This window comes from Corynebacterium sp. (assembly GCF_030535495.1).
Lineage (GTDB): Bacteria > Actinomycetota > Actinomycetes > Mycobacteriales > Mycobacteriaceae > Corynebacterium.
Genome location: NZ_JAUNRW010000019.1, coordinates 1 through 22,598 on the forward strand (window position 1 = coordinate 1; position 22,598 = coordinate 22,598).

A 22,598-nucleotide genomic window follows, 5' to 3' on the forward strand; every position below is an offset into this window, starting at 1 on the left:
CCGCCACCCGTCGCACGACGCGAACGATGAGGCCTGACTCGAGGGCGTCGATAAGAATGTCCTCCACCCTCCTGAACATAGCCGGCGGGGTGGAGGACACGGGGCGTCGATAAGCGAATCAGCGACGCTGCGCGGCCTCCCGGCCCTCCCAGATATCGCGGACCTCGTCGGCCTCGGGGGCGTTGAGGTAGCGCTCGAGGGAGGAGTCGAGCTCGTTGATCCACTCGGTGTGGTGCTGGGCCGCCATGGTGCCCGTCATGACGGACCGGTAGGTGGCGTTGCGGTAGCCCATGATGTCGTTCTTCTTGTCCTTGACCCAGGCCTTGAGGATGTCGGCGACCTCGTGGAGGTCGAACATCGGGTAGTCGGTCTGGGCGATGAGGTCGCGGACGTAGTCGGTCTGGAAGTCGATCTGATCGTCGTAACCGTCCATGGCCTCGAATCGCCGGCGCCAGGCGGCCATGTGCTCGCGCTGCTTGTCGGCGGAAGGCAGCTCGATGCGGCCGAGGATGACGTCGCGGACGAACCATGCCTGGGCGTCGAACATGTTGAAGGTCAGCCACTGGTCCTGGGCACCGAGCCAGAACAGCTTGTTGTTCGCCTCGGAGACCACACCCTCGTAGAGGTGCTCCGGGTAGATGTTGTTCGGCGAGTGCAGCGCCAGCTCGGAGGGCAGGAACGGGTAGTGGTGCAGGTAGCCGGTGCACAGGATGATGGCGTGGAAGTCCTTGGACTCGCCGTTGACGAAGTGCACGGTCTGGCCGTCGATGTACTTGATGCCGGGCTTTTCGTCGATACCCTCGGGCCAGTCGTACCCCATCGGCGCGGTGCGGTAGCTCATGGTGACCGAGCGGGCACCCATCTTGTAGGCCTGGGAGCCGATGTCCTCGGCGGAGTAGCTCGAGCCGATCATGAGGACGTCCTGGTTGGCGAAGCTCTCCGCGCCACGGAAGTCATGGGCGTGGTTGACCACCCCGGGGAAGGTCTCGATGCCGTCGAAGTCCGGGTAGTTCGGGAAGGAGAAGTGGCCGGACCCGACGATGACGTGGCTGAACTCGGAAGTCTCGGTCTCACCGGTCTTGAGGTCCTCGACGGTGACGGAGAAGGTGTCGGTATCGTCGTTGAACTCCACCCAGCGCACGACGGTGGCAAACCGGACGAGCTTCTTCACGTCCGACTGCTTCACGCGACCATCGATGTAATCCCAGAGCACCTCGCGCGGCGGGTAGGAGGAGATCGGCTTCCCGAAGTGCTCGTCGAAGGTGTAGTCCGCGAACTCGAGGACCTCCTTCGGGCCGTTCGACCACAGGTTGCGGTACATGCTGGAGTGGACCGGCTCACCGTACTGGTCGGTGCCGGTGCGCCAGGAGTAGTTCCACTGCCCACCCCAGTCGTCCTGCTTCTCGAAGCAGACGAGCTCCGGGATGTCAGCCCCCTTCTCCTTGGCGGATTCGAAGGCCCTGAGCTGGGCGATTCCGCTCGGGCCGGCTCCGATGATTGCAATGCGCTGCTGAGTCAAGCATGCCTTTCCGGCCCCCTCGGGCCCTGATCCGTGGCGTGCGAGGGCTGGGCCCTGAGCGGGCCCGTGCCGCGCCGCACGCGCTGCGTTGGTGCTGTCGGCGGCCATCTCAGCGGCGCAGGACACTGCACCGGCCGGGGAGTTCAGAGTGGAAGCCACCGCACCCGGGACCGTCCGTGGCCGTGAGGGCCTGCCGTGGTCGTGGGTCTGCGGTGGCCGCCGTTCATAATGGAAAACTCTGGACTGGGCCACACCCGAGGGGCAAGGCTATCACAGCGTGCGGTTTAATGCATGTAAGGGCAGTTATTAGGGGCGGGAAAGTGTGCTGCGTGCCGGTTCCAGGTCCACCCGCGGCGACACCGTCCCCGTCACCGCCCGACTCACTGCCCACTCCGCCGGGCCGCGGCGGAACTTCCACCGCCACAGGGAGGTGAACACCAGGAAACCGACCAGCTGCGCGAAGAACATGCTCGGCCACAGCGGGTAGGCCATGTCCATGTCCGGCGGCGGGAAGCCGAGGTCAGGGGAATCGGGCAGCGGCTCCATGGTCCACCCGACGTCCGCACCCGCAACGCCGTGATCCGACAGCGTTCCCATCTCCTTGTCAGGCAGCATCGCCAGGTTGTCGCCGGCCCCGAGGAAGGTGCCGTTGGCGATGCTCGTGATGACCACATGGACGACGTAGACGGTCAGCGACATCGCTCCGAGGCAGCGCAGCGGGTAGGTGGCCCAGACGATGGCGACCACGCGGCAGGCCAGCAGGCACGCTCCGATGATGGCCGCGACCAGACCGGCTGAAGTGAGCACATCCAGAAGCCCTCCCGAGTGGGGTTCACCCTGCAGCCACTCCCCCACAAAGTTGAGCATGTCGCCGGGGCTCTGCCGCAATCCGGTGACCTGGAGGATCCCCTGCACCAGGCCGAACACCACGAGCCCGCCGAGCAGCAACCAGGTCTCCCGCTGGAGCGCCAGCCGGTGGATGAGTAAGCCCAGCAGCGTGTAGGTCAGCCAGGCGGTGAGCGGATAGGACCCGAACAGCAGGTCGGTGAAGAAGGCACTGGTCCAGGGGATGAACAGTGCGGCCTGCGCCGCCCCGATCAGCGGACCGAGGATAACCAGTGCCGCCAGGAGCACCACCTGCCAGCGCGTCCGCCAGGCCAGGACGGGCAGAAGCAGCAGGAAGGACACGCCGATGGCGGTGAGCACGATGGCGATGCTGAACTGCACGGCCGAGAGGACCACGCCGAGCCCGACGAGGATCACGGCCCGGGTGAGCAGGGCCGCCCGCGCCTGCGCGAGGCCGGCGGAGCGGGAGGCGATGATGCCCATCGAGACACCGGAGAGGACGGCGAAGAGGGCGGAGGGGTAGCCGTCGATAAGAAAGTGCTCGGGGCCCATGTGGGCGGCCATCATGCCGATGATCGCCAGGGCACGCGCCAGATCGAGGCCGTGGATGCGGGTCATGGGACCAGATTAAGCGAGGCCACCGCAGCGTATTCTGTGACCTCCGCCATGAAGGTGTCATCGTGACACGTGACGACGAGCGCCCGGCCCGCCGCCAGCTCCCCGGCGATGAGGCGGTGCATGAGGGTGCGCCCGCGGTGGTCGAGGCCGACGTCGGGTTCATCGAGAGCCATGACCGGGCGGCGCAGGGAGGCCACGGCGAGAAACTGTGCGAGCCGCAGGTCGGTGGCACCCAGGTCGAGCGGATGGGTGTCGGGGTCGAGGCCGAGCTCGCGGTGGCGGGGACCGGCGAAGTCCGCGACGGTGGCCTCCACGACCTGATCGGCGGCGCGTTGCAGCAGGAGGGAGACGTCCCGGGCCGGGGCACCGTCCAGGCCCGCCAGGGCACGCAGCAGGGTCGTCTTGCCGGAGCCGTTGGGTCCGCGCAGCCACAGCACTCCCCCGGCCTGGACGGACATGGGCACGGGCCCGATGCGGAAGGCGGCGCCGCTGGGCCGGAACTGCCACCACCTGCGCCTGCCGCCGCGCTGGCCGGTGACCTCGCCGAGGTCGATGCTCGCGCCGGGGGTCACGGGCGCCGGGAGCTGCACCGGGGGCGGAGGGGAATGGGGGGTGAGGTGGTCGTCGATAAGCGAGAACACCTCGCCGGGCAACGGCTGCGCGGCGTGGCCGAGGATGAGCACGGCGGTGTCGGGCAGGGAGGTGCACAGGTCCCGCAGGCGGCGGGTCGCGGCCGGGTCGAGGCCGGCGAAGGGGTCGTCGAGGACGAGGATCTCTGGTTCTAGAACGGCCACGGTGGCGATCGCCAGACGCCGGGTCTGCCCTCCGGACAGGGCCGCCGGGGAGGCTTCCGGGTCAAGGCCGACGAGGTCGACCATGCGGCGGACCCGCTCGTGCATCTCCGGGCGGGGCACGGCGCGCTGCTCGAGGCCGAAGGCGATCTCCTCCGCGACCGTCTCCCGCAGATGGGTGACATGCGCCAGGGCGTCCTGGCTGACCACCGGGTGGCCGAGTGAGCGTGCCCATGTGCTCAGGCCTTGTCCAGAAGGCCCGATGACCTGGGTGATGGTGCCCGGCGTCAGATCAGGACGCATGCGATCACCCCCAGTGGCACCGCGATGCGCCAGACGCGCTGGGCGGGGCTGTCCGGCGCGGGTCGGTAGATGGTGCGCCGCCCGGGCAGGTCCAGTCCGGCGGTCTCCAGCGCCAGGGACCTCTCCACGTTGGCGGTGAGCAGATTCGTCATCACGGGGACCGCGGCGCGCGAGATGGCGTTCCCGGGGGTGATACGACGCCCCGCGACACGGTGGGCGTCAGTGACCGTGTCCACGACCCGACGACCCTGCGGCAGGAGCTGGAGCGCGGTGGCCACGATGTAGGCCACCTTCGGCCCCAGGGGGCTGGTCTGCAGGGCTTTCGCCAGATCAGGCACGGTGATGAAGGTGGCCGCGGCCACCAGGGAGGCCATGAGTGCGGTGAAGCGGACGCTCAGCTGCGCGGCGGTGGCCAGGCCGTCGCGGGTGAGCAGAGGGGCGAGCTGCTCGGTGCCGTAGGGCGCGTGGATGAGCAGCATGGAGACTGCGGCGGGGATCGCCAGGACCACGGTGGTGGCCACGACGGAGAGGTTGCGGGTGCGCCACGTCCCGGCCACCAACGCCACGGCGATGACGCTGAGCGACAGGCGCCAGTCATTGATCCCCAGGACCAGAATCCACGCGCTTAACCCCGTGACCAGGGCGGTCAGGGGGTTGAGGCGGGACTGCGTGCGCATGGGGAGGCTCTCTGTGGGGGCGGCGGCTGGCCCGGTCAGGCGGGGACGGGCTCGGTGGTGGCGGGGTGTTCGGGCGCCGGTGTCGGCTGGAAGGAGCGCAAGGTCTTGCGGGGCAGTGCCTTCACCGCAGCGAAGACCACCGCCATGACGGCGAGCTTGTCCAGGGGATCAGAGATGAAGGACTGCATGGTGACCGAGGCCAAAAGGGAGTTGCCCAGTTCGCGGAACAGCGAGACGATCGCCCCGGTGCCCACCCCGGCGGTGCCGCCGTAGACGAAGGCGGCGACAGGTGCCGCCAGCGCGCCACAGATGAGCCCGATGAGCAGGCCGGAGACCACCAGCTTCCACAACCTGGTCAGGGCCCCCTTCTGCACGGCCACGCCCGCCAGCCATCCGGTGGCCGCCGCCACGGCCGCGAACGGTAAAGCCGCCGGGTTGAGCAGGCCCCACACCACGGAGCTCAGGGTGCCGGTGGCCAGACCGGCGATGGGACCGGCCAGGGCGGCGACGAGGACGGTGCCCACGGAGTCGAGGTAGAGGGGAATCCCGACGGATCCGGCGATCTGGCCGATGACGATGTTGAGCACCAGCGCCACGGGAATGACCCCGATCGTGCGGGCGGGCAGTGCCGGGAGGGTGGCGGCCAGCAGGAGGCCCGCGCCACCGACGTAACCGGCGAGGGTGATCAGTGCCTCGGTGGAGCCTCCGACGGAATCCCAGTCGGTGGGGCGAACGAGGACCAGGTACAGCCAGGTGCCGGCGACCAGCAGCGCGCCAGCCACCGCCAGGGCGCGGCGCACGGGGGTGAGGTGGATGCGTGACATGGGAAATCCTTCGCGTGGGAACGACGGGACGGGCCCTATGTCACCTCGGGCCGGATGGTGTCGCTGATCTTAACCCACCTGCTGCGGGCACCGAAACTCATCCAGCGCTTTACAGATTGTTGAACAATCGCTTACGATGACCCGCATCACATCAGGTGATGACCCACGTCACGAAAGAGAGGCGCAATGCAATGAGCAACGCAGACCACGACTCCTCGGCCCCCACCACAGGGAGTCTGACGGCCACCGCCGCCAAGAACGCCACCCGCCGCAGCGCGCTGCTCGGCGCCATGTTCCTCATGGCCACCAGTGCCATCGGTCCAGGCTTTCTCACCCAGACCAGCGTGTTCACCGCTCAGATGGGCGCGGCCTTCGCCTTCGCCATCCTGGTGTCGATCATCGTGGACATCGCCATCCAGCTCAACGTCTGGCGCGTGCTGGCCGTGTCCGGCATGCGGGCCAACGAGCTCGGCAACACCGTGGTGCCCTACCTCGGATGGGTCATGGCGGCCTTCGTCTTCGTCGGCGGTCTGGTGTTCAACATCGGCAACATCGCCGGCACCGGCCTGGGTCTCAACGCCATGCTGGGTCTCGATGTCCGCCTCGGCGGTGCGATCTCCGCGGTCATCGCCATCCTCATCTTCATGTCGAAGAAGGCCGGACTGGCGCTCGACCGCATCGTCGTCGGCCTCGGCGCCGTCATGATCCTGCTCATGCTCTACGTCGCCATCGTCTCCCAGCCGCCGGTCGGCGAGGCACTGCGCAACACGGTCCTCCCGGAGGAGGTCGACGTCCTCGTCATCACCACGCTCATCGGCGGCACCGTCGGTGGCTACATCACCTTCGCCGGTGCGCACCGCATGATCGACAGCCGCATCACCGGACCCGAGAACATCCGCCAGATCACGCAGGGATCCGTGCTGGGCATCATCGTCACCGGCATTATGCGTGCCCTGCTCTTCCTCGCCATCCTCGGTGTGGTGGCCACCGGCGTCACCCTCTCCCAGGACAGCACCGCGGCGGACGCCTTCCACCACGCCGCCGGTGAGATCGGTCTGCGCTTCTTCGGTGTCGTCCTGTGGGCCGCCGGCCTGACCTCCGTCATCGGCGCCTCCTACACCTCGATCACCTTCGTCACCACCCAGGCCACCAACCCGCGCGTGCGCACCATGCTCACGGTCGCCTTCATCGCCGTGTGTGCCACGGCCTTCCTCATCCTCAACACCGCGCCCCAGGCCCTGCTCATCTTCGCCGGTGCCTTCAACGGCCTCATCCTGCCGATCGGTTTCGCCGTTGTTCTGTGGGTGGCCTGGCGCCGCACCGATCTGCTGCAGGGTTACACCTACCCGAAGTGGCTGCTCATCGTCGGCGGCCTGGCGTGGCTGCTCACCATCTTCCTGGGCTACATGTCCCTGTCCGGCATCGCCGCCCTGTGGAACGCCTGACGCCTACCGCGCAGCAGCTGTCAGCTGCCCTGAGCAACAATCTCCTGGACCCGCCGACTGGTCTGCATCAGTGAATGGTGCAGTACCTCGGCGGCGTCCGCCTTCTTCCCCTCCTGCAGCAGGGTGACCACGCGACGGTTGATCTCCACGTAATCGCTGTGAAAATCAGGGTCGCGGCGCAGGACCTGCAGGAACACCAGCCGCATGCGCGCGAGCAGCCGGTCCATGTTCGCGTTGAGGGTGGCCGATCCCATACCCGCCACGATCCGGCGGTGAAAGCGCTGGTTGGCCAGCGCCACCCCGGCGGTGTCCCCGTGGGCGAGCGCACTTTCTGCTTCGGCCACGACCGCATGCAGCTTATCGACGTCCACCTCATCCCCCCAGGCCAGCGCCGCCGGTTCCACCGCCGCGCGGGCAAGGTAGAGGTCCGCGATGTCCGCCGGCCCCAGCTGCGCGATGAACACTCCCCGATTGCGGATTCGTATCAGCAGCCCGTCGGCGATGAGCATGGCGAAAGCCTCCCGCACCGTGTTGCGGGAGACTTCGAGCCGCTCGACCATGTCTACTTCGATGAGCTGCTCACCGGGTGCGAACTCGCCTTCGGAGATCGCCAGGCGCATGGCCGCGGCAGCAGATTCAGCACGCATGCCAGCCAGTCTAGGAGATGGTGCCCAGCACCATGCCCTTGTCCACCTTCTCCCCCGGCTGCACCGCGATGCGCAGGGTGCCCGCGGCCGGGGCCTTGACGGCGCTCTCCATTTTCATCGCCTCGACGCTGGCCACGGCCTGGCCCGCGGTCACCTCGGCGCCGTCCTCGACCTGCCAGGCGACCAGCGAACCGGCGAAAGGCGAGATGATGGCACCCTCCGCCTCCGGTTCGGCAGCTGCCTGCCCGGTCGTCTCCCCGGTCGGCTGTGCCGGCGCGGCGGCGCGGCCGAACACGTCGGTGGGGATGCCCACCCGGTGCAGGCGACCGTCGATCTCGATGACGATCTCCTCCCGCTCTGCGTAGACGTGGTCGATGTCCCCGACCACCTCGGCCACCTGCGGGGTGTACTCGGTGTCCACCCAGTTGGTGAATACCTCGAGGCGATCACCCGAAAACGCCGGGTGGGTGACCATGTCGCGGTGGAAGGGGATGACCGTGCGCACTCCGCGCACGTGCATCTCCTGCAGCGCCCGGGCGGCGCGTGTCAGGGCGACCTGCCGGTCAGGACCCCACACGATGAGCTTCGCCAGCAGCGAATCGTAGAAGCCGGGGACCTCGGAGCCGGAGCGCACGCCGGTATCGACGCGGATGCCCGGACCGGTGGGGGCCTCGAAGGTGGTGACCGTTCCCGGGCTGGGCACGAAGCCGTGGGAGATGTCCTCGGCGTTGATGCGGAACTCGAAGGCGTGCCCGCGCGGTTGCGGATCTTCCGTGAAGCTGAGTGTCTCACCGGCGGCGATGCGGAACTGCTCGGCGATGATGTCGATGCCCGTCACCGCCTCGGTCACCGGGTGCTCGACCTGGACGCGGGTGTTGACCTCCAGGAAGGAGACGGTGCCGTCCTCGGAGACGATGAATTCGACGGTTCCGGCACCGACGTACCCGGCGCGCTCGCAGATGCTGCGCGAACCCTCGATGATGGCCGTGTTCTGCTCCGCGCTGAGGAAAGGTGCCGGGGCCTCCTCGATGAGCTTCTGGTAGCGGCGCTGCGTCGAGCAGTCGCGCGTGCCCAGCACCCGGACGTTGCCGTGGACATCGGCGAGCACCTGGGCCTCGACGTGGCGGGGTCGGGTGAGGAATTTCTCCACGTAGCACTCGCCCCGCCCGAAGGCCTCCTGCGCCTCCCGGCCCGCTGCGGCGAACGCGTCCTCGATGTCCTCCATCGCGTCGACGACCTTGAGGCCGCGGCCCCCGCCGCCGAAGGCCGCCTTGATGGCGATCGGCAGGCCGTGTTCCGTGGCGAAGTCCTTCGCCTCCTGCCAGTCGGCGATGGGGTCCGGGGTGCCGGGGGCCAGTGGGGCGCCGACCTCCATGGCGATGTGGCGTGCGGCCACCTTGTCGCCGAGGGTGTCGATGTTCTCCGGGGTCGGCCCGATCCACGTCAGTCCGGCCTGGCCGACGGCGCGGGCGAACCCGGAGTTCTCCGACAGGAACCCGTAGCCGGGGTGGAGGCAGTCGGCGCCGGCGCGCAGGGCGACGTCGATAAGCGCGGCCTGGTTGAGATACGTCTCACCGGAGCTGGAACCGGGCAACTGATACGCCTCGTCCGCGACGAGGGTGTGCAGGGCGCCGGTGTCCGGCTCCGAGTAGACGGCGATGGAACGGATGCCCAGGTCACGGGCGACCCGGGCGATGCGGACGGCGATCTCGCCACGGTTGGCGATGAGGACGGCCTTCAGGGTGCTCATGTGCCTTCAGCTTTCGGGTTCGAGGGTGTCAGGGTCAACGGGAACGAAGCTCACGGTGCCGCCGGGCGGGAGCTGCCCGGCGATGTCGAGGTCCTCGGCGACGACGGTGGCCACCACCGGATAACCACCCGTGACGGCATGGTCGCGCAGGAAGACGACAGGCAGGCCGTTCGCCGGGATCTGGATGGAACCGGCGACGATGCCTTCACTGGCCAGCTCACCGCTGCGGCTGCGCTCGAGGGGGTGGCCCTCCAGGCGCAGTCCCACGCGGTTGGACTGGCCGCTGACCTGCCACATCTGGGAGGTCAACGTGGCGATGCCGGCCCGGAACCAGTCGTCACGGGGGCCGGGGATGCACCGGAGTTCGGCATGGGTTTTTCCCTCGCGCTCGGTGACGCGCAGCGGATTGCCCACCTGGTGGTCCGAGGAGGTGTGCGGGGAGATTCCGGCTGCGATGTCGCCGCCGGTGACCGCCTGCGGGCCGAGGCCGGAGAGCATGTCGGTGGCCCGGGATCCGAGGACCTCGCTGGCCACCACACCCCCGCGCACCGCCAGGTAGGAACGCAGCCCCAGCGTGGGCGGTGCGATGCGGAGGTGGTCTCCGGCGCCGAGCAGGGCGGGGGTGCCGAGCTCGAGGGCCCGACCCCGCACCGTGACCTCGCTGGCGGCCCCGGTCACCGCGACGACCGTGTCCACGAGGGCACGCACGTCCAGCCCGCCGATGTTCTCCAGGACCGCGCAGGTCGACGCGTTGCCGACAGCCGCGTTCGCCGCCCGCGCCGCCGCCTGGTCGGCGGCTCCGGATTCGGTCACGCCGAGGTTGCCGTGGCCCGGGCGCCCGAGGTCCTGGATCAGGGTCAGCAGGCCGGGGTCCTCCATCCGCAGGACCGGGCGGGAGGGGGTGTCGTGCTTATCGACGTCCCCCTGCGACCGCACCGTCACCGCGACCAGCTCGCGCACCGCCCGGTACCGGACGCTGTCACCGGGGGCGATAAGGGCCGGGGGCTGGGACGTGGAGTCCCACATCGGGGTGGCCGTGGTACCGATGAGCTGCCACCCTCCCGGGGACGGCCGCGGGTAGACCGCCGAGAAGTCCCCGGCCAGTCCGACGGCGCCGGCGGGCACCTCCGTGCGCGGGGAGGAGCGGCGGGGCATGTCGAGGGCGTCGGCTGGATCGGCCGGGACGCAGTAGGTGAAGCCGGGGGCGAAGCCGCCGAAGGCACCCTTCCACGTCTGGGAGGTGTGCCAGTCGATGAGTGCGGCCGGTGACATGCCGATAAGGTCAGCGGCCTCCGGCAGGTCAGCGCCGTCATAGCAGACGTCGATGGTGATCTCGCGGGAGGCGGAGTGCTCCACCCGGGGCGGGGTGAAGGTGCGCAGGTGTGCTGCGGCGCGCGCTGCCGAGCGTGGCGAATCCGTGCTCACCAGGACGGTGCGGGCGGCGGCGATGACGTCGATCTGCCCGTCGACGGGATCGGCGACCAGGGCGGCGTGCCAGGCCATGACGGTGGGCAGGTCCGGCAGGTCGACGAGCAGCGCCCGGGAGCCCACGCGCCGGATGACAGGATCTCCGCTCACAGCACGCTCCGGATCTCGATGCCCTCCGCGGTGAGACGGTCGACGATCGACCGCGTCATGGCCACCGAACCCGGGGAATCGCCATGGACACACACCGAGGTGGCGTTGACCGGCAGGATCGTGCCGTCGACGGCGGTGACGGTGCCGGAATCGGCCAGCTGCAGGACGCGGGCGGCGACGGCCTCCGGGTCGCTGAGCACGGCATCGGGTCGCGAGCGGGCGACCAACGTGCCGTCGGGAAGGTAGTTGCGGTCGGCGAACGCCTCCGCGATGACCCGCAGACCGGCCTTCTCCGCGTGCGTGACGGCGACACCACCCGGCAGCAGCATGACGGCGAGATCCCCGCCGAAGGCACGAATGCCGTCGATGACGGCTCGGGCCTGCTTCTCGTGGTGGACGATGGCGTTGTAGAGCGCGCCGTGGGGCTTGACGTAGCGGACGGTGGTCCCGTGTTTGCGCGCCAGCGCCTCCAGCGCACCGATCTGGTACAGCACCTCGTCGGCGAGTTCTGCCGGGGCGTAGTCGATGAAGCGGCGTCCGAAGCCGGGGGCGTCGCGGTAGCCGACGTGCGCTCCGACCGTCACCGACCGGGCGGCCGCGGCCTCGACGGTGCGGGCGATGTCATGGGGGTCTCCGGCATGAAAACCGCAGGCGACGTTGGCGCTGGAGACCAGCTCGATCATGGCGGCGTCATCGGCGACGGGGTTGCCGGCGGTGGTTTCACCGAGATCGGCATTGAGGTCGATCTGTGTCATGCCACGCTCCTCCTCGAGATTGTTGAACAATGTTGAGTGTAGCGGCGTGAGACACAGAAGTGAAGTGCGTCATAGTGGGGTCACACCTACGCGAGCTCCCCGACGGCCCGCAGGAACTCGCGGTGAGCGGCATCGATGTCCACGTCGGTGACCAGGCGCGCATTGTGGGAACGGTCCCAGTGCCCGCGCAGATCCGCCACCGAGGTGCCACGCAGCAGCTCGCTGTGGGCCTCCACCGCGATGGTGGTGGAGATGTCCTCGAATGCGATGGCGCGCAAGGCGATCATGCAGGTGAGCAGGTCGTGGATCTGGGCCTGATATCCCTCCCCCTGCGCTTCGTGGAACTCGAAGTAGAAGCGCAGGATGTCCGGCAGATGCTCAGCCATCGGGTGCCCGGCGAGAGCGTCAACGAGAGATGCCAGGCGCGGCGGGTCGATGAGGAAACGTTCGGTCACCTCCAGGGAGCAGAGGGTGACCTTCGCTGTCGGCGGGTGCTCGAACACGCCCGCCGCCGCGTGCGGGTCCACCCAGAAATTCCACTCGGCCGTCGGCGTGGTGTTGCCCCGGTAGTTCACGGCCCCGCCCATGACCGTGATCTTCGCGATGCGCGCGTAGTGCTCCGGGTGACTTGTCCGGAAGGCGTCCAGGTTGGTCAGTGGGCCGGTGACGATGAGATGCAGGTCGGGATGCTTATCGACGTTCCCCGCCCACATCCCAGCCCACCCCTCCCCGTCGGCGGCTGCGGAGGCTGCCGAGGCCGTGGCAGCGGGGACGTCAAGATACCCGAGCCCGGTGGGACCGTGGGTCTCCGGGGTGGTGACCAACGGCGTGCTCGCGGGGTGGGGTCGGCCGGGAAGAACGGGGACGTCGATAAGCATCTTGTCGAGGACCCAGCGGGCGTTGCCCGCCGCCTGCTCCGCGGTGGTGTTGCCGGCGGTCGTGGTGACACCGACGAGTTCTATCTCGCCGGCGCGGTGGAGGCCGGCGAGATAGAGCAGCGCGAGGGTGTCGTCGATGCCGGGATCGCAGTCGATGAGAACGGGGGTCATGGTTATCGAGGGTAGCGGCGGTAAGTTAGAAAGTACCCTTCGGTTTCCGCAGGCCCGGCGAAAACTCTGGGTGCCGGTCAGTGCAACATTGCTATCTGATTCTTGTGAACGAACCAGGCGCGGGTGGCTCAATCAACATCGGCTATGCAGATTTAGACAAGTCTAAATCGAGTCCATCTGCGTGTGCGGCGATGTCAGCGACATTTATCATGTGAATGTCGAGCTCCTCCCAGTCACTGGTCGCCTGCTTGAATAGTTCTCTCTGCTCAGTGGACTTCGGAGCTTCAAAGACGGTGCAGACAGGCGTGTCACTTCCCAATTCCCACTGTTGTCCCTGCGTCGAGATCAAAGTGCCGCCACTCCTTCGCAGTTGCTCGACGCGATATGTCCAGGCATCCGTTCGGTCCTCGACTTCACTGGAGGGTGTGACAGCGAAAGAGAAAGCCCGATTAATTTCCAGAACACTGTCGTCCACCACCGCAGCGTCTAGTCGAGACACCCGTCCCCCAAGGATTAACTGCGGCCGAATGTGCAGAGCTGCACGCAGGTGTTCCCGACCTCGATACTCTTGCAGCATAGATCTGCGTACGGCCCGAGTTCCCGCTTGCGGCTTTTCCCCGGGCTCTGCTGAAATACGAAGGGCGAACATAAGATCAGCAACCTCCGCCACTGATCGACCTGCAGCGACGCTCGGAGCGTCGATGCGAACGACATTGTGCATCTGCCGCTGCATCCGCCCCATGAGTTCAGGAACGGTTGATCGGTGATCGAGTTCGAGCTGCGCCTCACGCCCCAGCTCACCCAGCCGACCGCACAGGTCCTGCAGCCAGCGTCGGATCTGGGTCTTGTGTGGAATATGGCCCCACACCCGATCCTCGGCAGCCGCCATTCGACACTCCACCGTTCCGGAGTCAGGCCCAAAGGCGACAATTCCGATACCGAACTCTGCGATTCGAAGTGCGTCGGGTACAGCGCGAATCGTCCAGTAAGTAACCCTCACCTGCGCCTCCCTTTGGGTCCTGTGGCAGCAAACCTGCCTAGTTCCTCGACAGCATAGTTCCTGCGTCCAAGTACATAGTCCAACAGCCGGTCAACTGATCGCGTGTCCACTCCCCACTCCGCGGGTAGAAGTAATTGTGCGGCGCTTAGTGTGTCACGGGAGAGGGACTCAACCGCGCTTATCGCCCTCTCCCAGTGCGGCAGGGGTATCAGCGCATCCAACCCTGGGAGCTCGGGCCTTCCCTTCCGTCTTCGACAACACCTTTAAACGGGTGAGCTCCGGTGTTCGATAACTCAACAGCTGCCACCAAATCCCTGCGCCTTTCCTTCAGCTGCCTTCGTTGGTCCAAACTCACGACATCTGATGGGGATTCCAGTTCTGACACTGCATCAACTCCGTCCGCTACCACTGCCTAGTTCACCCTCAGTCTGCCGCAGTCGACGAAGATGCGCTCTGGAGGACCCTCAGGACACCTTCTGCAGGTCCACTCCCCGACCGCCCTCGAGGGTCTCGCGGCCGAAGGCCCACACCACGGCCGCCGCCAGACCGATGACACCACAGATCAGGAAGCCCGCCTCAAATCCGTAACTCTGGGCAACGGAACCGATGAGGATGGGACCGATGATCGCACCGAGGTCCATCGACATCTGGAAGTTGGCCAGCACCTTGCCGCCGGAACGCTGGTTACCGATGACATCGGCCAGCACCGCCTGCTGCGCCGGATTGAGCATGCCCGCGCCCGCACCGGAGAGCGCGGAGACGATGAGCAGCGGCCAGAAGCTGTCGGCGAAACCAATGGCGCCGGTGAAGATCGCGTTGATCACCAGACCCCAGATCACCAGCGGCTTGCGCCCCACCGTGTCCGCGAGGCGCCCGGAGAACTGCAGCACGACGGCGTTGCCGAAGGCGAAGGCGGCCATGGCCAACCCGGCGATCGCTCCACCGTGTTCGAAGACCGCAGCGGCGAACAACGGCAGGGTGGCCACGCGCACGCCGAAGTTGACCCAGCCGAAGGCGAAACCGGAGAACAACGCGGAGCGGTAGGCGCTGTCCCGGACCGCCTCACCGAACTCCATCGGCGGCTGCGTGTCCTTCTTCTGCCCGGCCCCGTCCCCTGCGCGGCGCGGCATCTTCCACCACACCACGAACGCCGCGAGTGCCACGGAAGCACCGTAGATGACGAAGGGTGCGCGCATGCCGATCATCGACAGTGCCGCACCGACCACCGGGCCGATGACGTTGCCGACCAGGAAGGCGGTGGCATAGACAGCCGAGGCGCGGCCGCGGGCCTCCGGGGGCGCCAGACGCACGATGAGTCCCATGGCGGAAACCGTGAACATCGTCGAACCGATACCCGCTATGCCCCGGAGCAGCAGAATGTGCCAGTACTCCTGGGCGCCGGCGACCAGGGCGGTGGCCACGGCGACGGTCATGAGGCCGGTCAGATAGACCTTGCGCGAACCGACGGCATCGATGAGTCGGCCCGAAACAGGCGCGAACAGCAGGCGCGAGGCAGCGAAAATCGACACCACGGCGCCGGCGGCGGCCATGGAGACGTCGAAGCTGACGGCGAACTGCGGGATGATCGGCGCGATGAGGCCGTAGCCGAGGGCGATGATAAAGGCCGCAGCCACCAGCACCCAGATCTCCGTGGGGATCTTCGGGCGCACGTGTTGATCTGTCATATACCGCTCACAGTACCCCTTGCGTCAATTCGACCAAGTGTCGTACAGTTGTTCGAGACTCGAACATACGTGTTGTCCCCTGCTTCTAGAGTGCGAGCCATGACAATCAACCACCTGCCCCAGTCCCCGTCCGCCGTCGCCGTCGATCTGCGCCGCCACCGTGCGGACACCCTCCGTGACCTCCAGTCGATCCTCCGCCACCCGCGTTCCCTCGCCCGCCCGCAGGCCTCGTGGCGCCCACCGGGCAAGCAGCTCCCGGACGGCCTGACCATGACCCTCACTCGTCATCGGGTCAGCGAACGCGTCCAGGCCCGCGTCCTCGGTTTCGGCGAGGAGCGCGAACCCGCCTACCTCATCACGATCCGCATCACCGACCAGCACGGCTCGGTCGATCCTGCCCGTGCGGAAGGCTGGGTACGGGCACTTGTGGAGAACTCACTGGTCGACGCCGTCCATGAGATCCCCTCCGGCCGCGCTGCCACGTTCGTCTGGCTGGTCGACGCCGCCTTCCGCCCCGTCCACTCCCCCGCCTCCCTGTTCGCGGGATTCAGCGCCGCAGCCTGACGACACCCTCACTAGCTGGACTTTTTCCGGTTTCAAGCAATAAACTGAGAACCAACTTCTAGGAGCTTTCGAATGACCTCACCCTTCCCGACTCCAATCGTGATCGACCCTGATGACGCCGAGCAGTACCTGGCGCAAATGGATGTAAGCCTCGAACACATCGTCGCCGCCCTCAATAGCGGTGGCACGGCGGCGGCCAACACCGACAGCTTTCACCCTGTCAATGCACCAGGGTTCTACTTCTGGTCCGAGACCAGCGCCACCCTTCGACGCAGCCACTCGACAGGTCCGGAATGGAGCTGCGACAATAAGTTCGGTCGCCCCAGGATCTCCCACAGCTCCGGAAAGTACATACTCGTCGCAGTTGGGGGAAACGAACTCACTGCCTCGCAGCAGGATCCAAATGTGGCCAGGAGGAAGGGCCCTGGCTTGGAAGCAGCCCAATATGAACAACTGACTATCGGTCTCCCGCTCAGCGGATCAACGAGTGTCCCCGACCTTTCGGGCCCGCCTTTCGGCGAGTGGCTACTCCTCTATCGCGCAGATAGGCAGGGAGTCCGGGCCGAGGTGTCACTGCCCAGTGGTGTATCTGAGGGCCTTATCACCGGCTGGAAAGTGCGAGTTATTCTTCCATCTATCAAGTATGACGGTGACATTTCTCTACCCACTGATTTCGGAGGCGACGATGTCGACTTCTACATTCGGGAGGCCTGAACGGGATCTCCTGGATCCGACTCGGATTATCACCGCTCGAATGCGCCGAGGCCTGACCAAAGCTTCACTAGCGCGCAGCCTGGACGTCACTCCCCGGAGCATTTCAAACTATGAGTCTCACGGTGCACCACAATCTCAGGCTCCGAGACTGTCGGAAGTGCTCGAGTTTCCGGTCCCGTACTTCAACAAGCCGGAGGTCCCAGAGCTCACAGACGTTGACGTGAGCTTCCGAGCCGGTGCCAGAGTACCCGCCAGAGCAAAACGCGCCGCTCTTGCTTCAGGCCGTCACGGCATCGAAATCTCACAGTGGATACGTGGCAGTTTCGTGCTTCCGCGCATTGAGGTTCCCCGCGTTGAAGGACTAACTCCCGAGCAAGCAGCCCGGTCACTACGCGAGGAATGGGGACTTGGCACTAGACCACTCCCTAATCTCGTCCAGCTCCTGGAATCGAAAGGTGTCCATGTCTTCGGGCTCCCTCCATTGGCGGAAGCAGTCGATGCCTTTTCTTGTTGGTCAGACGGAATCCCCTATGTATTCTCAGCGCGCCGTAGGACCCCTGAGGGAGTGCGTTTCGATCTGGCACACGAGTTGGGACACCTCGTTATGCACTCCTGCACGACTTCGTCCTTCACTATGGATGTCGAACAGGAAAAGGAGGCAGATCGGTTCGCATCTTCATTTCTCATTCCCGATGACAGTGCCATCGAGTTCATTCCCCACAATCCCAGCATCGAGCAGATACTGAAATTGAAGGAGTATTTTCAGGTTTCAGCAATGGCTATGACACGAAAGTCATATTCGGTGAAGCGACTAAGTGAATGGGGATATCGACAGGCTTGTAGCGAGCTGAGTCGCCGGGGGTTCAAGACCGGCGAGCCCAATGGATCTCGCTTCTACGAACGCTCCCGAGTGTTTGATTTCGTGTACTCGGGAGAACGCTCGTCACGACATACTCCGCAGAGCATCGCTTCGGAGTTGTTTCTGCCCGTCGAGGATGTCCACTGGTTGACGTTCCAAACAACCTTGATTGGACTTCCCACAAGAAGGAATGAAAGTGCGCCAAACCAACAGGAGCCAGGGCACAGGCCTCACCTTCGAGTTATCCGAGAGACTTCACCCAAGCTTTAGCGGTTTGACGGCCGCTACAGCGCATCCAGGTAGCGGTAGATGACCTCGAAGGGAGGGGTCTCGATTGAGTTGATGGATCCGGCGATATAGGCCGATCGGGACGGGCAGTAGAAAGCGAACGCCCCGTGGACTCCGGTGTGGCCCAGGATCAACGGCGCCGGCACCAGAGGCGAGAGGGCCTTCGGCAGCCCCATGGCCAGCATTCCGTTGCCGTAGCGCAGGGGGCGGTGCTGGATCCGGCGCAGGGTCGGATTCTGGATGTGCCCGAGGTCGAAGATACGGCCCGTGTGAAACGCCCGGATGAACGTGAGCAGGTCCACCGCCGTCGACAGAATTCCGGCCGAACCCAGAGAACTCGACAGGTAGCGCGAGGACCACACCGGGTGTTTCGGGGTCTGCACCTCCGCGTAGTCGTGCACCCCCGGGCGAACGAAGGTGGTGTGCTCCAGCCCGAGGGGGGTGATGACGTAGTGATACGCCAGCTCCTGGAAAGTCTTTCCGGTCGTGTGCTGCGCGACCTGGCTGAGCAGCTCGGCGTTGAGGTCCGAGAAGTGGGCCCGCGTGCCGTGTCCGGGAGGGAACTTCGCACCGCTGCGGGCCGCGGTCTCCATCTGTTCGTCCACACTGACGACCCGGTCCCAGTCGACGATCTGGTCGATGACATCCCGTCCGCCCGGATCCCGGGCGTCCTCCCAGCTCGCCAGGCCGGAGGTCTGATTGAGCAGGTGGCGGACCGTGATTTCCGCGCCGTAATCCTCGCCGCGGATCACGTGCAGTCCGTCCAGGGAGCTGGCCGGAACGTGGGAGGCCACGGTCGTGTCGTAGCTGATCTTTCGCTCGTCGATAAGCCGGAAAATGATGGCATGCGTGAACAGCTTCGTCACCGAACCCGCGGCGAAACGCGAATTCGGATCAAGAGGCCCGGTGGTGAACACATGCCGGAAGGAACCGTCAGCGCGCTCGAGCGCCAGGGAGACGTCACCGACCTTGGGCATCTGCCCGACCTTGCGGTCGACCGCCGCACACCGTTCCTCCACCGGCGGGCGTGTCCGCGCCCGCGCGATCTGCTCACGAACGAGCGATACCGGAAACTTCGAGGTCAAGGCCATAAGACACCACTCTCAGTTCACTTCGACAACGGGTTCGGGCACGCGCGCACTGCGCACACAGCGCTCACAGCGCACACCTGGGCATTCTAGCCGCCCAGGTCACAGGACACCGGACGAAAGATCAGGCCTCGTCGTGGTCGTCCTCGTACTCGCCGTCGTCATCATCATCGTCGTCGTCATCGTCAGCATCATCGTCGTCAGCATCATCGGCGCCGAAGATGTCGTACACGTCCGGCTCATCGAACTCGTCCTCGTCGAAGGGCACCAGCTGCTCCTCCCAGTCCTCGGCCTGGTCGGCAGCGAGGGAGATGACGTCGAAAAGCCGGTCGAAGTCGGTGAACACCCCGAGGTCGAGGACCTCGTCGGTCTCCAGCTCCACCTCGGCGCTGAGGTCGGCGAACATGCGCTGGCGGTCCTCCTCGGTCAGCTGGGCGTCGCCGTCGGACTCCCACAGCTCGTCGATGGCCTGGTCGATGAGGTCCTCGAAGGACTCACCGATGGCCACGAACTGCACGATGGCCGAGGGCACACCGGCGATGACCTCGACGAGCACCTGCAGTTCGGAGTTGTTGCCGACCTCGGCGCGGACCAGGTTGGCGTTGACCGCATCCTGGTAGAACTCCAGGTCGCCGATACGCTCATCGGTGCCCTCGAGCAGGTCGCGCAGGACCGTGACCACCTGATCGGTGGCCACGTGGCGGGCGACGGTGGCCACGGCGTCGTCGAGGGAGAAGACGACGGAGACGAGGACGGCCTCGAAGTTCTCGTCGTCCTCGTCGACGTCGGCGGCGGCGATGTAGACGTTCGCGGCGGGCATGTGGGGATCGATCTCCACGAACTGGATCTCCAGATCCGAGGTGATCGGCACGAACATGGTGTCGTCATGCACGCGGGACTCGATGCCCTCATTGTCCAGGGCGGCGGCAATGTCCTCGAAGAAGCTCATGGTGGTGATTCCCTTCACGGTTGTTCTCTCGGTGACTCAGTGACCGCCATCGGCAATCCGCAACCAGCCTAGCCGCGCGCGTCCGCTCGCGCCCAGCGTTCGGCGGGAATCGCCACGGCGGACAGTGCGCTCGGTGTCAGCGCCTCAACGTCCCAGCTCCGGGCCCCTCAACAGCCCGAGCTGCTCGAGCAGTTCGGGGGCGCCGTTGCCCCATTCGGTCATGTCGTAGTCGGCCCACGCGCGGCGCTGCGCTGCCTTCGGGTCGAATTCCATGCGGGACGGGTCGTCGAAGACCATGGTGGCGCGGGCCGGTGCATCATCCGTGGGCGGGCCGTACGGCGACCACTCCGATCCCGGGCGCCCGTGGTGGATGAACTGACCCCAGTGGTACTGCATGCGGTCGGTGAGCTCGGCCATGCCGTCCATGCCGCCGAACCGGGTGACTCCGGCGGTGCGGGAGGCCCCCGGGTCGCCGAAGATGGAGGACAGCTCGAGGGAGTGCATGGCCCCCAGGCCCAGCCAGCGCAGCGCGGCGGGGGCGAAGTCGAAGCGGTACATCCAGGTGGGGGCGACCGCGTTGTGGTCGGTGGCGAGGCGGACGGAGGGGGCCCAGAAGAGGGCGTCGGCAAGCAGCTCGGCGAACTCCGCGCGCTCGACCGCCCCGGAGTAGGCCTCGAGCACGCGGTGCGCCTCGGCGGAATCGAAGGCCGAGAGCAGGCGCAGGGCCGCCCGGGAGCGGGCCGAGGTGCGCATGTAGAAGAGTTTGGAGAAGCTGGCCTCATCCGAATTCGTCCCCACCAGCAGGGGCACGGGCACCTGCCGTCCCCCGGTGAAGGCCGACAGGGGATGCTCCGGGACCAGGGTGCCGTCGACCGTGGGCGCGTAGGTGGAGTTGAGGTGCATGAACCCCTGCCCGCGCCACATCATCGACTGCCCGGCGCGCACCAGGTCGTGGGGATGTTCACCACGCAGATCGCGCAGTGTGGCCTGCCGCGGCAGAGCCATCCGGTAGACCAGCTCCCGGGCCCACAACTCGGACTGCGCCCGGGAGTGGACCATGCCCAGCGGCGGGGACTGGGCGATGGCGCGGTGGAACAGCCCCTCGGCGGCCGGCACGGTCATGAGGGTGGCCACCGCGGAACCACCGGCAGACTCACCCATGAGGGTCACCGCATCCGGGTCGCCGCCGAACTGGGCGATGTTGGCCTGCACCCACTGCAGGGCGAGCAGCTGGTCACGCACGGCCGGGTTGGCCACGCAGTCGTCCCCGACAGAGCGCAGGTCGAGGTAGCCCAGCGCGCCGAGGCGGAAGTTGATGGAGACGTAGACGCAGTTGACGGCACGGGCGAACTGGTAACCGCGCAGCATCGGCTCGTGGGAGGAGCCCATGATGAAGGAACCGCCGTGGAGGTAGACGACGACGGGGAGCTGTTCCTCGGTGTCCGGGCGCACGATGTCGAGGTGGAGGCAGTTCTCCGAGCCGACGACGCGGTCGGTCCAGGAGTACGTGGGCTGTGGGGCGACGGGCCCGAAGTGTGTGGCGTCACGCACTCCCCGCCAGGGCCGGGGGCGGCGCGGGGCCCGGAAACGGTTGTCACCGCCGGTGCTGGCGCCGAAGGGCACACCACGCCAGGTCCTGATCCCCAGACGGTCATCCACCAACCCGCGCACCACGCCGGCCGTGGTGCGCACCTGCGGCCCCGAGGTGCCGGGGATGTCAGTGGAGGCCATGATCACTACGGTAGTGAGCATGGTGAATTACGTCGACCGCGAAACCACGCTGTGCATCTCCCTGGCTGCTCGACCGAGCAATCACGGGGTGCGGTTCCACAACTGGCTCTATGCGGAACTGGGTCTCAATTACCTCTACAAGGCGGTCGCCCCGGCGGACATCACGGCCGCCGTCGCCGGTATCCGCGGTCTGGACATCCGCGGCGCGGGAGTGTCCATGCCCTACAAGCAGGACGTCATCCCGCTTATCGACGCCCTCGACCCCTCCGCCGAGCGCATCAACGCGGTCAACACCATCGTCAACACCGACGGTGAACTCGTCGGCTACAACACCGACTACGTGGCGGTCGCCTCCCTGCTGCAGTCGCATCAGGTGGCCCCGTCGCTGTCCGTGGCGGTCCGCGGTTCCGGTGGCATGGCCAACGCCGTCGTCGCGGCGCTGGCCGACCACGGTCACTCCGGCACCGTCGTCGCCCGCAACCCCGAGACCGGCCCCGCACTGGCGGAGCGTTTCGGCTGGCGTCACGCCACCGAGGTTCCGGCGGATGCACAGTTGCTGGTCAACGTCACCCCGTTGGGGATGAACGGTGAGCAGGCCGATGTCCAGGCGTTCAGCGACACCGAGATCGAGGCGGCCGCCCTGGTCTTCGATGTCGTCGCCTACCCCGTGCGCACCCCGCTCATCCAGGCCGCCGAGCGTCTCGGGGTCCCCACCATCAACGGCGGCGAAGTGGTCGCCCTGCAGGCCGCGGAGCAGTTCGCCCTCTACACCGGCGTGCGGCCGACCCCGGAGCAGGTCGTGGCCGCCGAGGACTTCGCCAACACCGATAATTAGGGAACAAACGGGCGCATCCCGGCGTTACAGTGTGTGGAATTAATGAGAATCGGACAATAACAACACGATAACAACACACCCAG

20 protein-coding genes are annotated in these 22,598 nt (G+C 66.6%); 5 read left to right on the top strand and 15 right to left on the bottom strand.

The annotated features are described in order from the left end of the window. Positions 1–118 precede the first annotated feature (118 nt). The 5 genes from Q4F73_RS04180 to Q4F73_RS04200 form a co-directional block, all read right to left on the bottom strand. Positions 119–1,519, bottom strand: coding sequence for an NAD(P)-binding domain-containing protein (locus tag Q4F73_RS04180; protein WP_303358101.1), 1,401 nt, complete (start codon positions 1,517–1,519; stop codon positions 119–121). Between the two features lie 306 nt (positions 1,520–1,825). Next, entirely contained in the window at positions 1,826–2,983 is a 1,158-nt protein-coding gene (locus Q4F73_RS04185; RefSeq protein ID WP_303358102.1) for a hypothetical protein, read from the bottom strand. Next, positions 2,980–4,077 (bottom strand): ATP-binding cassette domain-containing protein, encoded by a 1,098-nt coding sequence (locus Q4F73_RS04190; RefSeq protein WP_303358103.1) that lies wholly within the window; start codon positions 4,075–4,077, stop codon positions 2,980–2,982. Before Q4F73_RS04190 ends, Q4F73_RS04185 begins: the two co-directional genes overlap by 4 nt. After that, positions 4,062–4,754 (bottom strand): energy-coupling factor transporter transmembrane protein EcfT, encoded by a 693-nt coding sequence (locus Q4F73_RS04195; protein WP_303358104.1) that lies wholly within the window; start codon positions 4,752–4,754, stop codon positions 4,062–4,064. The genes Q4F73_RS04190 and Q4F73_RS04195 overlap by 16 nt, the downstream gene beginning before the upstream one ends. A 35-nt stretch (positions 4,755–4,789) precedes the next feature. Further along, on the bottom strand, positions 4,790–5,578 hold the full coding sequence (locus tag Q4F73_RS04200; protein WP_303358105.1) for an ECF transporter S component: 789 nt from the start codon (positions 5,576–5,578) through the stop codon (positions 4,790–4,792). 290 nt (positions 5,579–5,868) lie between these two features. Here Q4F73_RS04200 and Q4F73_RS04205 point away from each other — a divergent pair, with 290 nt between their 5' ends. Continuing rightward, positions 5,869–7,023, top strand: coding sequence for an NRAMP family divalent metal transporter (locus tag Q4F73_RS04205; protein ID WP_303358121.1), 1,155 nt, complete (start codon positions 5,869–5,871; stop codon positions 7,021–7,023). A gap of 20 nt (positions 7,024–7,043) precedes the next feature. Here the strand turns inward: Q4F73_RS04205 and Q4F73_RS04210 are convergent, their stop codons facing one another. The 7 genes from Q4F73_RS04210 to Q4F73_RS04240 all read right to left on the bottom strand — a co-directional run bounded on the left by Q4F73_RS04210 (position 7,044) and on the right by Q4F73_RS04240 (position 15,487). Continuing rightward, positions 7,044–7,670, bottom strand: a complete 627-nt coding sequence (locus Q4F73_RS04210; RefSeq protein ID WP_303358106.1) for a GntR family transcriptional regulator — start codon at positions 7,668–7,670, stop codon at positions 7,044–7,046. A 10-nt stretch (positions 7,671–7,680) separates the two neighbouring features. Continuing rightward, complete coding sequence (locus Q4F73_RS04215; RefSeq protein WP_303358107.1) at positions 7,681–9,420, bottom strand: biotin carboxylase N-terminal domain-containing protein; 1,740 nt, start codon at positions 9,418–9,420, stop codon at positions 7,681–7,683. Positions 9,421–9,426: 6 nt separating this feature from the next. Next, positions 9,427–10,998 (bottom strand): 5-oxoprolinase/urea amidolyase family protein, encoded by a 1,572-nt coding sequence (locus tag Q4F73_RS04220; protein WP_303358108.1) that lies wholly within the window; start codon positions 10,996–10,998, stop codon positions 9,427–9,429. Beyond that, positions 10,995–11,753 carry a LamB/YcsF family protein gene (locus tag Q4F73_RS04225; RefSeq protein WP_303358109.1) on the bottom strand — a complete coding sequence of 253 codons (759 nt, stop codon included), beginning with the start codon at positions 11,751–11,753 and terminating at the stop codon, positions 10,995–10,997. The genes Q4F73_RS04220 and Q4F73_RS04225 overlap by 4 nt, the downstream gene beginning before the upstream one ends. Before the next feature lie 86 nt (positions 11,754–11,839). Next, positions 11,840–12,802 carry a nucleoside hydrolase gene (locus Q4F73_RS04230; protein ID WP_303358110.1) on the bottom strand — a complete coding sequence of 321 codons (963 nt, stop codon included), beginning with the start codon at positions 12,800–12,802 and terminating at the stop codon, positions 11,840–11,842. A 142-nt stretch (positions 12,803–12,944) separates the two neighbouring features. Beyond that, positions 12,945–13,691 carry a hypothetical protein gene (locus Q4F73_RS04235; RefSeq protein ID WP_368660512.1) on the bottom strand — a complete coding sequence of 249 codons (747 nt, stop codon included), beginning with the start codon at positions 13,689–13,691 and terminating at the stop codon, positions 12,945–12,947. A gap of 575 nt (positions 13,692–14,266) precedes the next feature. Continuing rightward, on the bottom strand, positions 14,267–15,487 hold the full coding sequence (locus Q4F73_RS04240; RefSeq protein ID WP_303358112.1) for an MFS transporter: 1,221 nt from the start codon (positions 15,485–15,487) through the stop codon (positions 14,267–14,269). 99 nt (positions 15,488–15,586) lie between these two features. On the opposite strand from Q4F73_RS04240, the gene Q4F73_RS04245 reads away from it, so the two are divergent. The 3 genes from Q4F73_RS04245 (at position 15,587) to Q4F73_RS12505 (ending at position 17,894) form a co-directional block, all read left to right on the top strand. After that, positions 15,587–16,051, top strand: coding sequence for a hypothetical protein (locus tag Q4F73_RS04245; RefSeq protein WP_303358113.1), 465 nt, complete (start codon positions 15,587–15,589; stop codon positions 16,049–16,051). Positions 16,052–16,123: 72 nt separating this feature from the next. Then, positions 16,124–16,765, top strand: a complete 642-nt coding sequence (locus Q4F73_RS04250) for a hypothetical protein (protein ID WP_303358114.1) — start codon at positions 16,124–16,126, stop codon at positions 16,763–16,765. A 40-nt stretch (positions 16,766–16,805) separates the two neighbouring features. Next, positions 16,806–17,894 (top strand): ImmA/IrrE family metallo-endopeptidase, encoded by a 1,089-nt coding sequence (locus Q4F73_RS12505; protein WP_368660513.1) that lies wholly within the window; start codon positions 16,806–16,808, stop codon positions 17,892–17,894. A 14-nt stretch (positions 17,895–17,908) separates the two neighbouring features. Here the strand turns inward: Q4F73_RS12505 and Q4F73_RS04255 are convergent, their stop codons facing one another. The 3 genes from Q4F73_RS04255 to Q4F73_RS04265 all read right to left on the bottom strand — a co-directional run bounded on the left by Q4F73_RS04255 (position 17,909) and on the right by Q4F73_RS04265 (position 21,680). Continuing rightward, complete coding sequence (locus tag Q4F73_RS04255; RefSeq protein ID WP_303358115.1) at positions 17,909–19,003, bottom strand: serine hydrolase; 1,095 nt, start codon at positions 19,001–19,003, stop codon at positions 17,909–17,911. 121 nt (positions 19,004–19,124) lie between these two features. After that, positions 19,125–19,949: a hypothetical protein gene (locus Q4F73_RS04260; protein ID WP_303358122.1), complete on the bottom strand. Its 825-nt coding sequence runs from the start codon at positions 19,947–19,949 to the stop codon at positions 19,125–19,127. Positions 19,950–20,093: 144 nt separating this feature from the next. Next, positions 20,094–21,680 carry a carboxylesterase/lipase family protein gene (locus tag Q4F73_RS04265; RefSeq protein WP_303358116.1) on the bottom strand — a complete coding sequence of 529 codons (1,587 nt, stop codon included), beginning with the start codon at positions 21,678–21,680 and terminating at the stop codon, positions 20,094–20,096. A 19-nt stretch (positions 21,681–21,699) separates the two neighbouring features. Between Q4F73_RS04265 and Q4F73_RS04270 the strand changes: the two genes are divergently transcribed. Beyond that, the gene (locus Q4F73_RS04270) at positions 21,700–22,515 is read left to right on the top strand and encodes a shikimate 5-dehydrogenase (RefSeq protein WP_303358117.1); all 816 of its coding nucleotides are present in this window, start codon (positions 21,700–21,702) and stop codon (positions 22,513–22,515) included. Positions 22,516–22,598: the final 83 nt, after the last annotated feature.

What these genes read in the sequence shown, in the direction of transcription:
- Q4F73_RS04185 (WP_303358102.1), bottom strand. Translation starts at nt 2,983, where the DNA reads ATGACCCGCATCCACGGCCTCGATCTGGCGCGTGCCCTGGCGATCATC.
- Q4F73_RS04190 (WP_303358103.1), bottom strand. Translation starts at nt 4,077, where the DNA reads ATGCGTCCTGATCTGACGCCGGGCACCATCACCCAGGTCATCGGGCCT.
- Q4F73_RS04195 (WP_303358104.1), bottom strand. Translation starts at nt 4,754, where the DNA reads ATGCGCACGCAGTCCCGCCTCAACCCCCTGACCGCCCTGGTCACGGGG.
- Q4F73_RS04200 (WP_303358105.1), bottom strand. Translation starts at nt 5,578, where the DNA reads ATGTCACGCATCCACCTCACCCCCGTGCGCCGCGCCCTGGCGGTGGCT.
- Q4F73_RS04205 (WP_303358121.1), top strand. Translation starts at nt 5,869, where the DNA reads ATGTTCCTCATGGCCACCAGTGCCATCGGTCCAGGCTTTCTCACCCAG.
- Q4F73_RS04210 (WP_303358106.1), bottom strand. Translation starts at nt 7,670, where the DNA reads ATGCGTGCTGAATCTGCTGCCGCGGCCATGCGCCTGGCGATCTCCGAA.
- Q4F73_RS04215 (WP_303358107.1), bottom strand. Translation starts at nt 9,420, where the DNA reads ATGAGCACCCTGAAGGCCGTCCTCATCGCCAACCGTGGCGAGATCGCC.
- Q4F73_RS04225 (WP_303358109.1), bottom strand. Translation starts at nt 11,753, where the DNA reads ATGACACAGATCGACCTCAATGCCGATCTCGGTGAAACCACCGCCGGC.
- Q4F73_RS04230 (WP_303358110.1), bottom strand. Translation starts at nt 12,802, where the DNA reads ATGACCCCCGTTCTCATCGACTGCGATCCCGGCATCGACGACACCCTC.
- Q4F73_RS04235 (WP_368660512.1), bottom strand. Translation starts at nt 13,691, where the DNA reads ATGGCGGCTGCCGAGGATCGGGTGTGGGGCCATATTCCACACAAGACC.
- Q4F73_RS04240 (WP_303358112.1), bottom strand. Translation starts at nt 15,487, where the DNA reads ATGACAGATCAACACGTGCGCCCGAAGATCCCCACGGAGATCTGGGTG.
- Q4F73_RS04245 (WP_303358113.1), top strand. Translation starts at nt 15,587, where the DNA reads ATGACAATCAACCACCTGCCCCAGTCCCCGTCCGCCGTCGCCGTCGAT.
- Q4F73_RS04250 (WP_303358114.1), top strand. Translation starts at nt 16,124, where the DNA reads ATGACCTCACCCTTCCCGACTCCAATCGTGATCGACCCTGATGACGCC.
- Q4F73_RS12505 (WP_368660513.1), top strand. Translation starts at nt 16,806, where the DNA reads ATGCGCCGAGGCCTGACCAAAGCTTCACTAGCGCGCAGCCTGGACGTC.
- Q4F73_RS04255 (WP_303358115.1), bottom strand. Translation starts at nt 19,003, where the DNA reads ATGGCCTTGACCTCGAAGTTTCCGGTATCGCTCGTTCGTGAGCAGATC.
- Q4F73_RS04260 (WP_303358122.1), bottom strand. Translation starts at nt 19,949, where the DNA reads ATGAGCTTCTTCGAGGACATTGCCGCCGCCCTGGACAATGAGGGCATC.
- Q4F73_RS04265 (WP_303358116.1), bottom strand. Translation starts at nt 21,680, where the DNA reads ATGGCCTCCACTGACATCCCCGGCACCTCGGGGCCGCAGGTGCGCACC.
- Q4F73_RS04270 (WP_303358117.1), top strand. Translation starts at nt 21,700, where the DNA reads ATGGTGAATTACGTCGACCGCGAAACCACGCTGTGCATCTCCCTGGCT.